At 70.5% G+C, this 14,210-nt stretch carries 12 protein-coding genes; 3 read left to right on the forward strand and 9 right to left on the reverse strand.

The window, feature by feature from the left end; translation table 11 throughout:
- Window positions 1-89: 89 nt before the first annotated feature.
- Window positions 90-1,331: an MFS transporter gene (locus tag ABH935_RS50160; protein ID WP_370385108.1), complete on the reverse strand. Its 1,242-nt coding sequence runs from the start codon at window positions 1,329-1,331 to the stop codon at window positions 90-92.
- A gap of 292 nt (window positions 1,332-1,623) precedes the next feature.
- Window positions 1,624-2,034, reverse strand: coding sequence for a DUF6884 domain-containing protein (locus ABH935_RS50165; RefSeq protein ID WP_370385109.1), 411 nt, complete (start codon window positions 2,032-2,034; stop codon window positions 1,624-1,626).
- A 263-nt stretch (window positions 2,035-2,297) separates the two neighbouring features.
- Here ABH935_RS50165 and ABH935_RS50170 point away from each other — a divergent pair, with 263 nt between their 5' ends.
- Window positions 2,298-3,821 carry an aldehyde dehydrogenase family protein gene (locus ABH935_RS50170; RefSeq protein WP_370385110.1) on the forward strand — a complete coding sequence of 508 codons (1,524 nt, stop codon included), beginning with the start codon at window positions 2,298-2,300 and terminating at the stop codon, window positions 3,819-3,821.
- Window positions 3,821-4,243 carry a DUF779 domain-containing protein gene (locus tag ABH935_RS50175; RefSeq protein WP_370385111.1) on the forward strand — a complete coding sequence of 141 codons (423 nt, stop codon included), beginning with the start codon at window positions 3,821-3,823 and terminating at the stop codon, window positions 4,241-4,243. Before ABH935_RS50170 ends, ABH935_RS50175 begins: the two co-directional genes overlap by 1 nt.
- Before the next feature lie 25 nt (window positions 4,244-4,268).
- Here the strand turns inward: ABH935_RS50175 and ABH935_RS50180 are convergent, their stop codons facing one another.
- The 7 genes from ABH935_RS50180 to ABH935_RS50210 all read right to left on the reverse strand — a co-directional run bounded on the left by ABH935_RS50180 (window position 4,269) and on the right by ABH935_RS50210 (window position 12,366).
- Window positions 4,269-5,198, reverse strand: a complete 930-nt coding sequence (locus tag ABH935_RS50180) for an LD-carboxypeptidase (protein ID WP_370385112.1) — start codon at window positions 5,196-5,198, stop codon at window positions 4,269-4,271.
- Window positions 5,199-5,279: 81 nt separating this feature from the next.
- Window positions 5,280-6,434 carry an anhydro-N-acetylmuramic acid kinase gene (locus tag ABH935_RS50185; RefSeq protein WP_370385113.1) on the reverse strand — a complete coding sequence of 385 codons (1,155 nt, stop codon included), beginning with the start codon at window positions 6,432-6,434 and terminating at the stop codon, window positions 5,280-5,282.
- A complete protein-coding gene (locus ABH935_RS50190; RefSeq protein WP_370385114.1) occupies window positions 6,431-7,504 on the reverse strand; it encodes an ABC transporter ATP-binding protein in 1,074 nt (357 codons plus the stop codon). Before ABH935_RS50190 ends, ABH935_RS50185 begins: the two co-directional genes overlap by 4 nt.
- On the reverse strand, window positions 7,501-8,535 hold the full coding sequence (locus ABH935_RS50195) for an ABC transporter ATP-binding protein (protein WP_370385115.1): 1,035 nt from the start codon (window positions 8,533-8,535) through the stop codon (window positions 7,501-7,503). Before ABH935_RS50195 ends, ABH935_RS50190 begins: the two co-directional genes overlap by 4 nt.
- Window positions 8,532-9,437, reverse strand: coding sequence for an ABC transporter permease (locus tag ABH935_RS50200; protein ID WP_370385116.1), 906 nt, complete (start codon window positions 9,435-9,437; stop codon window positions 8,532-8,534). Before ABH935_RS50200 ends, ABH935_RS50195 begins: the two co-directional genes overlap by 4 nt.
- 1 nt (window position 9,438) lies before the next feature.
- The gene (locus tag ABH935_RS50205) at window positions 9,439-10,431 is read right to left on the reverse strand and encodes an ABC transporter permease (protein WP_370385117.1); all 993 of its coding nucleotides are present in this window, start codon (window positions 10,429-10,431) and stop codon (window positions 9,439-9,441) included.
- Window positions 10,432-10,515: 84 nt separating this feature from the next.
- Window positions 10,516-12,366: an ABC transporter substrate-binding protein gene (locus tag ABH935_RS50210; protein WP_370385118.1), complete on the reverse strand. Its 1,851-nt coding sequence runs from the start codon at window positions 12,364-12,366 to the stop codon at window positions 10,516-10,518.
- 225 nt (window positions 12,367-12,591) lie between these two features.
- On the opposite strand from ABH935_RS50210, the gene murQ reads away from it, so the two are divergent.
- The gene (gene murQ, locus ABH935_RS50215) at window positions 12,592-13,515 is read left to right on the forward strand and encodes an N-acetylmuramic acid 6-phosphate etherase (RefSeq protein ID WP_370385119.1); all 924 of its coding nucleotides are present in this window, start codon (window positions 12,592-12,594) and stop codon (window positions 13,513-13,515) included.
- Window positions 13,516-14,210 lie beyond the last annotated feature (695 nt).

Genomic DNA, 14,210 nt, shown 5'->3' on the forward strand with positions numbered 1-14,210 from the left:
ACCGACAACCGCTGGACCCTGGCCACCACATGACCAGGGGCCGCCCCAGAACCGGAACCACCCCTCACAACAAGATCTTCAGCAGCCTTCTAGGCCGGGGCTCCCACCACGGCACCGCCACCGGGATCGGGCTCCTCCTTAAGGTCCCCGATCCCGACCCGGCGCACCGAGGACAGCAGCAGCGGCGCGACCATCGCCACCGCGAACAGGATCCCGGTGGCGAACATGACGTGGCGCACGCCGAAGGCGTCGGCGATCGGGATGATCGTCAGCTGGCCGGCCGGGACGGCCAGGGCCCTGCCGAACTGGTCGTAGGACACGACGCGGGACATCATCTCGTTGGGGACGTACGTGTGCAGCGACGTGTCCCACGCGACGGACGCGAACGTGATTCCGAACCCTGCGACGAACGACGCCGCGGCGACCGCCGCCACCCCCGCGTTCAGGCCCAGCAGCAGGTACGGCACCGCCTGCAGCGTGATCGCCAGCTGCCCGACCAGCAACGGCCGCCGCACCCTCGTACGGATCATCAGCACGCTCATGACGAGCTGCCCCGCCGCCCGGCAGCTGATGATCACACCCCAGCCCTCGGCGCCGAACGTCTCCTTGGCCAGCACCAGCCCGAGCACCTGCCCGGCGCCCATCTGCAGGAAGCCGGAGACCGCGAACGCGACGGTCATCGACCAGATCCAGGAGGACGACCGGAAGTACGTCCAGCCCTGGCGCAGCTCGGTGAACAGCTTCCGGTCGCTGCGCGCGCGCCGGTCCTGCACCGGGATGAAGCAGAACACCGCTCCGGCGACGAAGAACGACGCCGAGTCCGCGACCAGGGCCCAGCCGCCCCCGACCGTGCCGACCAGCACGCCGCCGACCGTCGGCCCGAGGACCTTGGCCGCGTTGCCCACGCTGGCCAGCAGCGAGTTCGCCTTCTGCAACCCCTCGGGGCCCACCAGCTGCGGCACGATCCCGCTCAACGACGGCCCGGCGAACGCCGACAGCACGCCGGTCACGAACGCCAGGCCGATCAGATAGCCGACCGGCTGCCCGGTCAGGATGCACACCGCCATCGCACCCTGCGTCACCCCGAGCCCGACGTGCGTGACCCGCAGCAGCAGCGCCTGCCCGAGCCGATCGCCGATTCCGCCGCCGATCAGCAGCAGGGCGACTGTCGGCAGCATCTGGGCACTGATGACGATGCTCAGGTCCCGGGGACTCCCGGTGAGCTGCAGGACGGCGAAGAACAGCGCGATCTGGCTGGCGGCGCCGCCGGTCACGGAGATCGACTGACCGATGAAGAAGCGGCGGAACGGCGTCCCGCGAAGCGGATTCATGATGGCGGTCCCCACAACCGAACGGCACAAGGACCGCGAGGCTAGCAGCGGTTTCCGCCGGGCCGCATGTGGTTTTCCGCTCGGCCGGGAGCGCAGCCGAGCAGCTAGGGCGTGTTTGAGAAGTCGGGTGGGTAGTGTCCCGCAGCTGGCGAGCAGGTCGAGCGCGACGGCTCAGCGGCAAGTCTGGCAAGACGGACGGCCTGCCTCATCCTGGTTGGCTGTGGCTGGTCGTCCGGCGCAGCCAGGCGCCGCCGATCAGTCGTCGCGCCCCGCCCGACTTCTCAAACACGCCCTAGTGCCCGAGGACCCGGGCGCCGAGGTACTGGATCGGGGCGACGAGCGCGGCGGTGTAGGCGCCACCGGCGCTGATCTCCACCACGTCGTCCCGGCCGACCGAGCTGACCAGGGACAGCTGCTCAGCCACGAAGCGTCCCCAGGCTCGCCGATAGTTCACCGACTGGCGCGCGAAGGAGAAGGAATAGGGCGCGAGGACGTCGTCGGGCTCAAGCAGCCCCCAGCGGCCGCTGACCACGAACCACGGCACACCGCTCGCTTCGGCCTGCGCCCGCCGGCCGGCGAATAGCGGGCTGACATAGAGGTCGCGGGCTGCGACGGGCTCGCTCACCTGGGCCGTTCCATCTCCGATGAGGATCACGGACGCCGCGGGCGGTTTCGCAGATCCATCGTCAAGGCGCATTGGCATAGGACACAGCTACACGATCACGGCGCGGAGTGCCAAAAGGGGAGGCGCGAGGGTGACGGTTCGGAGCCCGGCGATCATCTCGGCCCCGACCGCTTTGCCGTCACACGACCGTCGATCGACCCCAAACCTGCCGCCCCACCGAATACGCAGATCCGCGTACAACGCTGTGAACTGCCCTTACATCCGCATTAGCGTCACGCGCATGCCGCCGCGCCGGCCACCGACGGCAGCGCCCGAAAACGCCGGCGAACGTGGGAGGTCCCATGACCGTGTACCTCGCGCCGGGTCGGCCCGACGCCTTGATGAGCTACGAGCCCCGGTACGACCACTGGATCGGCGGGGAGTCCGTGGCGCCCGCCCGCGGGCAGTACTTCGAGAACCCGACGCCGATCACCGGGCAGCCGTTCTGCGAGGTGGCGCGGGGTACCGCCGAGGACGTCGAGCGGGCCCTGGACGCCGCGCACGCCGCCGCGCCGGCCTGGGGCCGTACCTCGCCGGCGCAGCGGGCCGAGGTCCTGAACAAGATCGCCGACCGGATGGCATCGAACGTGGACCGGCTGGCGCTGGCCGAGTCGTTCGAGAACGGCAAGCCGATCCGGGAGACGCTGGCCGCCGACATCCCGCTCGCGATCGACCACCTGCGCTACTTCGCCGGGGCGATCCGCGCGCAGGAGGGCGGCCTGTCGGAGATCGACGAGGACACCGTCGCCTACCACTTCCACGAGCCGCTGGGCGTGGTCGCGCAGATCATCCCGTGGAACTTCCCGATCCTGATGGCGATCTGGAAGCTGGCCCCGGCGCTGGCCGCGGGCAACGCCGTGGTACTCAAGCCGGCCGAGCAGACGCCGGCGTCCGTGCACTATCTCATGAGCCTGATAGCCGACCTGCTGCCGCCGGGCGTGGTGAACATCGTCAACGGCTTCGGCGTCGAGGCCGGCAAGCCCCTGGCCTCCAGCGGCCGGGTCGCGAAGGTGGCCTTCACCGGCGAGACCACCACCGGCCGGCTGATCATGCAGTACGCCTCCGAGCACATCAAGCCGGTCACCCTGGAGCTCGGCGGCAAGAGCCCGAACATCTTCTTCGACGACGTCTCCCGCGACCGCGACGACTTCTACGACAAGGCCCAGGAGGGCTTCGCGATGTTCGCCCTGAACCAGGGCGAGGTCTGCACCTGCCCCAGCAGGGCCCTGATCCAGCGCGGCCACTACAGCGACTTCCTCGCCGACGCCCTCGCGCGCACCGAGCGCATGAAGCAGGGCAACCCGCTGGACTCCGAGACCATGGTCGGCGCGCAGGCCTCCAACGACCAGCTGGAGAAGATCCTGTCCTACCTGGAGATCGGCCAGAGCGAGGGCGCCAAGATCCTGATCGGCGGCGAGCGGGTGGACCTCGGCGGCGAGCTGTCCGGCGGCTACTACGTGCAGCCGACGGTGTTCGAGGGCGACAACTCGATGCGCATCTTCCAGGAGGAGATCTTCGGCCCGGTGGTCGCCGTGACCCAGTTCGAGCACTACGACGACGCGATCCGCATCGCCAACGACACCCTCTACGGCCTCGGCGCCGCGGTCTGGACCCGCGACGGCACCACGGCCTACCGCGCCGGCCGCGCGATCCAGGCCGGCCGCGTCTGGACCAACTGCTACCACCTGTACCCGGCGCACGCGGCGTTCGGCGGATACAAGAGCTCCGGCATCGGGCGCGAGAACCACAAGATGATGCTGGAGCACTACCAGCAGACCAAGAACCTCCTGGTCAGCTACTCGGCGAAGGCGATGGGTTTCTTCTGATGCCGGAAGCGAACGCGTCCGCGGCGGCGACGCGGGACGGAATCGGCGCACCGTCCCGGGTAGCCGTCACCGACGCCGCCGCGGCGATGATGCGCAAGCTCTACGCGGCGCACGGCCCGCTGATGTTCCACCAGTCCGGCGGCTGCTGTGACGGCAGCTCCCCGATGTGCTACCTGGAAGGCGAGTTCCGCACCGGGGCCTCGGACGTCCTGCTGGCGCGCCTGGCGGTCGAGGGCATCACGGAGCCGGTCATGTTCTGGATGGGCGCCGAGCAGTTCGAGCGCTGGCGCCACACCCACCTGACCGTGGACGTGGTCCCGGGCCGCGGCGGCGGCTTCTCGCTGGAGGCGCCGGAGGGGGTGAGGTTCCTCATCCGTTCGCGGCTGCTGACCGACGCAGAGGACGCGGCGCTGAACCGATAGGGCGAGGCGGGGGCGGCGGGGTTCCTCACACCGCCGGAATCAGCGGCGGGTCGAGGAACGTCAACGTCGCCGCCCCCGTGTCCAACCGCGCCCGGACGCCCAGCGGCAGCGACTGCATGAACACCCCGTGCCCGATGTCCGCGCCGAGCAGCACCGGCACGCCGAGGTCGCCGAGTCGGTCGGCCAGCAGCTCCTCGACCTCGGCGAGCTCGCCGCATTCGTCCCAGGTGCCGCACAGGATGCCGCGCACGCCGTCGAGGTAGCCGCTGCGGCGCAGCTGGGTCAGAACCCTGTCGAGGCGGTACGGCGGCTCGCCGACGTCCTCCAGGAACAGGATGCCGTCTCGCGCCGGTATGGAGAACGGCGTGGCCCGCGACGTGGCGAGCAGGCTCGCGGTGCCGCCGACGGTCACGCCCTCGGCGACGCCGGGCACCAGCACGCGCGTGTCCTGGAACACCAGCTCGGTGCACTTCTCCGGGGTCAACAGCAGCCGCGCCAGCCCCTCGAACGACGGCACGCCGGAGCGGAACATCACACTCGACACCATCGGCCCGTACACCGCCGTCCAGCCGAACCGGCTGCGCACCGCCTCGATCAGCGCCGTGACGTCGGAGAACCCGACCACCACGCGCGGCTCCGGCGTCCCGACGGCCTCCCAGTCCAGCACCTCCAACGCCCGCTGCACGCCGTACCCACCGCGCGCGCAGACCACCGCCGCGAACCCCGGCTCCCCCAGCGCCCTCGCCAGGTCCTCGGCCCGCACCTTGTCGTCGGCGGCCAGATACGGATACGGCCCCACCGACCGCGCCGACGGGAACACCTCCGGCAGCAGCCCCACGCTCCGCAGCGCCGCCAGCCCGAGATCCAGCTCCTGCCGCCCGGGCGGCCCGCTGAGCGCGACGACGGCGACGCGGTCGCCGGGCTTGAGGGCCGGGGGCGTGACGAGGGAGCGCATGATCCGACTCTACTCACGGCGGCGCAGGGAATGATCGCTGGATGATCGCCTCCGTCGTCTCGCAGCGGCGCGACAGCGGAACTACTCCTCGAACCGCACCGACCGAGGCGCCTTCTCCACCGCCTCCGGCAACACCAACGTCCCCCCGGCCGGCGGACTGATCCGCCCCAGCACCCGCTCCCCCGCGGCACCCGTGCACGCCGCGACCGTCCCCGGCAGCCCGTGCGCGGTGAACCAGCCGATCAGCGCGAACGCGATTGCCTCCTTCGCGTCCGACGGCACTCGGTACGCGTCCGACCGCAGCACCTCCACCCCGGGAAGCCGCTTCGTGATCCGCTTCATCAGCTCCGGGTTCTCCGCGCCGCCGCCGGACACCGCCAGCGTGGCGATGCCGTGCGAGCGCACCGCGTCGACCACCGTCATCGCCGTGAGCGTCGCCAAGGTCGACATCAGGTCCTCGGGCGTGAGGTCCGGGAACGCCTCGATGTGCGCGGCCAGGTACGCGTCGTGGAACAGTTCCTTGCCGGTGGTCTTCGGCGGCTGCCGTGCGTAGTAGGGCTCTGCCATCAGCGCCGCCAGCAGTCCCGGGTGCACCAGCCCGGCGGCGGCGAGCCGGCCGTCGCGGTCGAAGGGCTTGCCCGTCAGCTGCCGGCACGCCGCGTCCAGCAGCGCGTTGGCCGGTCCGATGTCGAACGCCGCCGGCGGATCGGCGACGACCGTCAGGTTCGCGATCCCGCCCAGATTCAGCGCGCCGACCGGCCCCGGCAACCCCCGCAGCAGCAACAGGTCCAGCAACGACACCAGCGGCGCGCCCTGCCCGCCGGCGGCCACGTCGGCGGCGCGCACGTCCGACACCACCGGCACGCCGAGCCGTTCGCTGATCCACGCCGGCTGCCCGAGTTGCAGCGTGCCGAGCACCTCGCCGTCCTCGGTCCAGTGGTACAGGGTCTGGCCGTGCGAGCAGACCACGTCCACCGGTCCCGCGGCCCGCACCGCCCGCCACGCCGCCGTCGCGAACGCCTGCCCGATCCCGGTGTCCAGGCGGCAGACCGCGCCGAGGTCGGTCGTGTTCGGCGGCAGCGCGGCGATGATCTGCGCCCGCAGGTGGTCCGGGTACGGGACGTGGTCGGCATGGCACAGCTCGCCGACCAGCACGTCGCCGTCGAGCCGGAAGTCCACCAGCGCGACGTCGATCGCGTCGTGCGAGGTGCCGGAGCTCAGTCCCAGGACTCTCACGCGCTCGCGGCCCCGACCTCGACGCCGACCACCCGGCGCGCCTCCGGATAGAAGCAGGCGTGCAGATGTTCGGATGCCTCGCCGCCGGCGAAGCCAGCGCCGTCCCCCGCTCCGGATCCGTCCCCGGCCCCGTCCCCGAGCGGCACCAACACCGGATGCTTCTCAGCGCACTGATCCTGAGCGAACGGACACCGCGGCTGGAACAGGCACCCCGGCGTCACCGCCCGCTCGTCCAACGCCGCCGTCGGCGCCGTCCGATCCGGCCCCGGCTCCTCCAGCCCCCGCATGATCGGCACCGCCGACAGCAGGCACTGGGTGTACGGATGCACCGGCGCCAGGATCACCTCGTCGGTGAGCCCGCGCTCGACGACCTCGCCGCGGTAGATCACGTGCAGCTCGCCGTCGTCGCCGACGTACCGCGCGGTGGCGACGTCGTGCGTGATGAACACCAGCGAGATCCCCAGCCGCGCCCGCAGATCGCGCAGCAGGCTCAGGATCCCCAGCCGCATCGACACGTCGATCATCGACACCGCCTCGTCGGCGATCAGCACCGTCGGGTCCACGGTCAGCGCCCGCGCGACGACCACGCGCTGCCGCTGCCCGCCGGAGAGCTGGTGCGGGTACTTCGGCAGCACCGCGTCCGGCTCCAGACCGACCAGCGTCAGCAGCTCCGCGGCCCGCTCGCGCCGAGTGGTGGCATCCGCACCGGTTTCCTTGGCGCGCATCCGCAACGGATCACCGAGGATCGAGGCGATCGTGCGCGTCGGGTTCAGCGCCGAATAAGGGTCCTGATGGATCATCTGGATCCGGCGGAAGTACTTCGCCCGCTGGTGCGGCTTGAGCCCGGACAGCTCCACGCCGTCCACGACCAACTCGCCGCCGTCGAACGACTCCAGACCGGTGAGGATCTTCCCCAGCGTCGTCTTGCCGCAGCCGGACTCGCCGATGAACGACACCGCGCCGCCGTCCGGCAGCGTGAAGTCGACCCCGCGCAGCGCGTGCACGGTCCGGGCACCGGTGAAGGCGCCGTACGTCTGGTAGGTGCGGGTGATCCCGCGCGCCTCGATCATGCCGGTTCTCCCACGGCGGCGGGTGTCCCGGGCGTCCCGGAGAGCACGGTGGACGGGTCGACGTGGCACGCGCGCCGGCGCCCGATCTGTTCCTCTGCCCCGACCTTCCAGGCCTCCAACGGCGGCTCGACCTCGGCGCAGACCGCGACCGCGAACGGGCAGCGGTCACGGAAGACGCAGCCGACGCGCGCCACGGTGGTCAGGTCCGGCGGCCGGCCCGGCAGCGCGCGGGCGGCGTCGATGTCGCCGGTGATGCGCGCAGTGGCGCCTATCAGAGCCTTGGTATACGGGTGCGTGGGTCGGCGCAGCACGTCCAGCAGCGGACCGTCCTCCACGATCCGGCCGCCGTACATCACGGCCAGCCGGTCGGCGATCTCGGAGATCGCGCCGATGTCGTGCGTGATGATCAGGGTGCTGAGCTGGTTCTCGTCGTGCACCTTGCGCACGATCTCCAGCACCGAGGCCTGCGAGAGCATGTCCAGCGCGGTCGTCGGCTCGTCGAGAATCAGGACCTTGGCATTGAGTACCAGGGCGAAAACGATGCCGACGCGCTGGCGCATGCCGCCGGAGAGCTCGTGCTGGTAGGAATCCAGCACCCGCTTGCCGTCCAGACCCATGCGGTTCGCCAGGTCCAGGGCCCGGGCGATCAGTCCGCGCAGGTCGGAGACCTCATGCGAGCGTCCGAGGTCCAGTAGCTGCTTGCCGATGGTCTTCAGCGGGTTCAACGAGTTCTGCGATGCCTGGAACACGTAGCCGATCGCGCCGCCGCGCGCCTTGCGCAGCTGCTTGCCGCCGAGCCGCGTGAGGTCCCCGACGCCGGCCACCTCGATCGTCCCGGCGGCGATCCGCCCCGGCGCCGGCACCGCGTTCAGCAGCGACAACGCAAGGGTGGACTTACCGGAGCCGGACTCGCCGACCAGGCCGGTGATCTCGCCGGCCCGCAGGTCCAGGGAGGCGTCGGCCACCGCCGGCAGCCAGCCGGCGGACGTCTGGTACTCGACCGTCAGGCCTCGTACTTGTACCTCGCTCACACGCGCTCCCTCAGCCGCGGGTTGAACAGTTCGTCGACGGCGTCCAGGAAGAGCACGATCCCCAGCGTCAGCAGCAGGATGCAGATCAGCGGCGCCAGCAGGTAGATCAGCGCCGACGGGGTCTCCATCGCACCGCCGGAGAACACCGCCTGGTTCAGCATCACGCCCCAGTTGGTGCTGGAGAACGGGACCAGGCCCAGGAAGAACAGGCCGACCTCGGCGCCGACGAAGGCGATCATCGACAGCATCAGCTGCATGGTGGCGTAGGGCGCGATGTTCGGCAGCATCTCCTTGAAGATGATGTGCCGCCGGGACAGGCCCAGCCCGCGCGCCGCCTCCAGGAAGCCGCGCTCGCGCAGCGAGAGCGCCTGCGAGCGCACGGCGCGGGCCACTCCGCCCCAGCCGGTGATGCCCAGCACCAGGCCCATCTCCCAGGGGCTGCCGAAGCTCCACACCGTGGACAGGATGATCAGCAGCGGCAGGCCCGGGATGGTCAGGACGAAGTCCGTCAGGCGCATCAGGACACTGTCGGTCAGGCCGCGCTGGTAGCCGGCGACCAGGCCCACGGTGACGCCGAACAGGCTGGTGAAGAACGCCGACAGGGCCGCGGTGGCCAGCACGTAGCGCGCGCCGGTCACCACTTCCTGCAGCACGTCCGAGCCGGCGAAGTCGGTGCCGAGCCAGTGCTTGGCGCTGGGCCCGGCGTACAGCGCGTTCGGGTCCACGGCCAGCCGGCCGTAGAACCAGGGCCCGCAGACTCCCATCAGGACGAAGAACACGATGATGATCAGGCCGATCAGCCGGCCGGGCTTGCGGGTCACGGCCTTGCGGAAGGCGGTCAGCGCCGGCCAGCGACGACCTGCTCTGATGCCGGTCGGGGCGAGGTTCGCGGTCACTGCCATCTCAGCGCCTCACTCTCGGGTCGATCAGGGTGTAGCACAGGTCGGCGAGGATGTTCGCGACGATGATGGACACCGTGATCAGCAGGAACGCCCCGGCCATCACCGGGTAGTCGCGGGTGCCGATGCTCTTCAGGAGCAGGTCGCCGAGCCCGGGGTAATCGAAGGTGTCCTCGATGAAGAAGGACCCTGCGAACATCACGCCGAAGGACAGCGCCAGCACCGTGAACAGCGGCAGGATCGCGTTGCGGCCGATGTAGCGGGCCCGGGTGACCGGGGCGATGCCGCGCAGCTCGGAGGCCAGGATGAAGTCGTCGCCGAGCACTGACACGACCGAGGACTTCATCGCCAGGAGCCAGCCGCCGTAGCTGAGCAGCGCGTAGGCGCACACCGGCAGCACCGCGTGCTGGACGACCGAGCCGATGTACGGCAGGTTCCAGCCCGGGTTGTACTGGATGTCGCTGGTGCCGGCGTCGGGCAGCAGGTTCCACTCGGTGTGGAACACCACCAGGAGCAGCAGGGCCAGGACGAAGGCGGGGACGCCGGCGACCAGCGAGCCGGAGACGGTCAGCAGACCGCCCCAGCGGCTGGACCGCCTGACCGCGGCGATGATGCCGGCGACCACCCCGAACAGGAAGCTGACCAGCAGCCCGGACAGCACCGGGATCACCGTCCACGGCAGCGCCGACCAGATCAGGTGGGTGACCGGGACGCCGGTGTAGCTGATCGACTGTCCCAGGTCGCCGTGCGCCAGCCGGCCGAGGTACCCGCCGTACTGCGAGATCAGCGAGGCGTGGGAGGTGAAGCCGTAGACCTGCTGCACCTTGGCCGAGGCCTGCTCCGAGCTCATCCCCGACATGATGTATTGCTCGTACTGCACATCACCGGGCTTGCCGGGCAGCGCGTGCACGAGGAAGAACGTGAACGTCACCACGACCCAGACCATCACCAGCCCGGTCAGGAGCTTGCCGGCCAGTCGCCGGGCGAATCCCGTCATCTTCCTCCCCTCCCTCTTGAGCTTCGGCGTCATCGTCCTGGCCCTGTTCTCGTTCTCAGAACCCTTGTCTTATTCCCAGTGCCCTTACTTGCCCTGCACGTAGCCCTGCATCATCCAGACCCCGGGCGGGTTGGCCAGCAGGTCGTTCTGCCCGGTCTTCGGGAAGTTCGTGAACCGCTTGTCCAGCGTGAAGTTCACGACGGTGTAGTTCCAGATCTGGATGACCGGCAGCTCCTGGTTGGTGGCCGCGGCCAGCTGGGCGATGATCGGCGCCTGGGCGGACACCGGGGTGACCGACAGCTGCGCGGCGAGTTGGCCGGGGTCGATGCTCTGGCCGTTGACGGTGTAGGTGGCCGGGGTGTGCTCCCAGTTCGCGGGCGAGGCGTCGTTGTGCGTGGCCTGGCCGTTCGTGACGCTGTAGCCGTCGGCGGAGCCGTAGATGCGGGCGTAGGCCTTGTCGGTCTGCGGGCCCAGGGCGACGAGCCACCAGCCGACCGCGTACTTGCCGGCCGCCATCTCCTTCTTGTAGGTCGCGAAGTCGGCGGTGATCGCCGCGGTGGTCGGGATGCCGAAGGAGGTCAGCTTGTTGGCGATGATCGTCGAGGCCGCGATCCAGTCGGAGAAGCCGTTGACGGTCTGCAGCGTGATCTTCCACGGCGAGCCGTCGGGCAGGTGCCACTGGCCGGAGGAGTCCTTGGTGAAGCCGGCGCCCTGCAGCAGGGACGTGGCCTTGGCCGGGTCCGGCTTGTAGGGGTTCAGCGCGGCCTTCTGGTCGCCGGACAGGATCGAGTCGGACTGCGAGCCGACCAGGCCGGTGGTGGTCGGGGCGGCGATGCCGCCGACCGGCTCGCCGACCTTGGTGACGGCGTCGCGGTCGATGACGTAGGCCAGCGCCTGGCGGACCGGGGTCAGGTTGTACGGGGCCTGCTTCTCGTTGAACGCGATCGAGGCGCTGACGTAGCTCGGGGAGTCGACGCGGGTGTAGCCGTTGCCCAGGACCTGGTTCAGGATGTTGCTGGGCATCGAGGTGTACGGGGCGTAGTCCAGCTCGCCGCCGTTCATGTAGCCCCAGATCTGCTGGTTGCCGGAGTAGCTGCGCAGGATGACCTGCTTCGGCGAGATCTTGCTGGCGGCGTAGAAGTAGGTGTTGCGGTCCAGCAGCGCCTCGCCGGGGTTGACGCGGGTCTCCACGAAGGGGCCGGCCGAGACGTCCTTGGCCGGGGCGAAGGAGGCGACGGTCTTGCCCTCGGCGGTCAGCTTGGTGGAGGCGGCGCTCGCGGCGGCCTGGTCGGTGCCCTGGACGGCCGCGATCTGGGTCCAGATGTCGGCCGGGAGCTGGCCGCCGTAGACCTTGTCGCTGACAATGGTCGACGTGAGCACCAGGCGCTGGAAGTACAGGTTCTTCACGCCGGGCTGCTGGTCGATCTCGATCTTGCCGCCGCCGAGGTCCTTGACGTCGGACACCTCGAAGTTGCTGCCGGCCACGACGGTGCCGCCGGCGCTGGCCACCGGGCCCGCGGTGCCCTGCGTGTAAGCGATGGCCAGCGAGGTCTTGATGTCGGCGACGGTGACCGGGGTGCCGTCGGACCACTTGGCGCCGGGCTGGAGCTGGACGGTCAGGCCGGCGTCGGAGGACGTCCAGCTGGCGGCCAGGCCCGGGAACAGGTCGTTGGGGTCGGACGGGTTGTTCTTGCTGAAGCCCAGCTGCATCTGGTTGTAGCCGAGGAACGTGTTGGGCGCGGCGTTGAAGGGGTTCATCGGCGCGCCCGCGGTGATCTTGTTGACAGCGTCGATGGTGGTGAAGACGCCGCCGGTGCCGCCACCGCCGCTCCCACCGTTGGATTTCTTCGCCGAGGAGCCGGAGCACGCGGATAGGGCGGTGACCGCTATCGTCGCGACGGCTATCGCCGCGACCAGTGGTTTGGGTCGGGACATGGTCCTGACATCTCCGTTCGGGTCGGTGGGACGGGTCGGGTGTGCGGAGGGCGTGCGAAGGTGCGCGGACACGGCGAGGCCGGGTCGGTGTGTGGAACCGTAAGACCGGTCGACGAGCTACGTCAATGAGTTGCGTGAAACGCGTTCATTCCGTAACTTGCCAACGACGACCCCGCGCTGATCCCTTTCACCGACGCCGGCCGCCCCCGAGAGGAAACGCCACGCATGAGCCCCCTCACCCCGCCCACCGCAGAGCGCGTGGCCGCGCCGACCGAGGAACGCAACCCGGCGACCGCGGACATCGACGCCGTGCCGACGGTGGAGGTGCTCAGGCTGCTGAACGCCGAGGACGCCCAGGTCCCCGCCGCGGTCGCCGCGGTCCTCCCGGCCCTGGCCGAGGTGGTGGACGAGACCGTGCGCCGGCTGCGCGCCGGAGGCCGCGTGCACTACTTCGGCGCCGGCACCTCCGGCCGCGTGGCGGTGATGGACGCCGCCGAACTGATCCCCACCTTCGGCCTGCCCCCCGGCGTCGTGGTGGCGCACATCGCCGGCGGCATCCAGGCCCTGACCATCCCGGTGGAGGGCGCCGAGGACTCCGCGGAGGGCGGCGCGGCGGACGCGGCGCAGGTCACCGCCGCCGACGTGGTGGTCGGCCTGACCGCCAGCGGCCGCGCCCCATACGTCGCCGGCGCACTACGAGCGGCCCGCGCCGCCGGTGCGTTCACGGCACTGGTCTCGGCGAACCCGCACGCCGCGCTGGCCCCGGAGGCGGACGTCCACCTCGGCGCCGACACCGGCCCGGAAGCCATCGCCGGCTCGACACGGCTGAAGGCGGCCACCGCCCAGAAGCTGATCCTCAACGGCCTGTCCACCGCGACGATGATCGCCCTGGGCCACACCTACTCGAACCTGATGGTCGACCTGGCCCCGACCAACACCAAGCTGCGCGGCCGCGTCCTGACCATCCTGACGGAGGCCACAGGCTTACCGGAGCAGGCGTGCGCCGCCGCCCTCGCCGCCGCCGACGGCGAACTGAAGACGGCACTGGTCTGCCTGCTCGGCGCGCTCGCGCCGACTGAGGCGCGCCGCGCTCTGGCCGCCGCCGGCGGGCAGGTACGCGCGGCGCTGGCGGCCTCCGCGCGGACCTGAGACCCGCGCGGGGGCTGCTTCTTTTAGCGTTTGGTGCGGCGGCTGCGGCTCAAGCCGGGGCTTCGGGTTTGTGTGCTGACGTCGGGCGGGGTGCGGTTGAGTTCTTTGGTTTTAGAAGCTTTTTACGGCTTCGCCAATGGTTTGATGACCTCGCGGGGGGACGCAGTTCGGTTGAGCGACTCATTTTGCGCTGGCGGCTGGCGGTTTGCGCGGACACGACCGCGCGGTGGTTCAGGTCTGTGCGGCGATGCGTAGGCGGCCGGCGGTGGTCGTGGACACGACCGCGCCGCGGTTCAGGTCTGTGCAGCGATGCGTAGGCGGCCGGCAGTGGTCGTGGACACGACCGCGCGGCGGTTCAGGTCTGTGCGGCGATGCGTAGGCGGCCGGCAGTGGTCGTGGACACGACCGCGCGGCGGTTCAGGTCTGTGCGGCGGTGCGTGGGCGGCTGGCGGTTCGCGCAGACACGACCGCGCAGCGGTTCAGGTCTGTGCGGCGGTGCGTGGGCGGCTGGCGGTTCGCGCAGACACGACCGCGCAGCGGTTCAGGTCTGTGCGGCGATGCGTAGGCGGCCGGCGGTGGTCGTGGACACGACCGCGCAGCGGTCCGAGTCACTGCGCACACGTCATGCGGGCGGCCGGCGGCCGCGTTTGGTGGGCACCTTGAGGCCTCCGGCGGGCGCTCTACAGCGAGGGGGC

This window comes from Catenulispora sp. GAS73, from assembly GCF_041262085.1.
Taxonomy (GTDB): domain Bacteria; phylum Actinomycetota; class Actinomycetes; order Streptomycetales; family Catenulisporaceae; genus Catenulispora.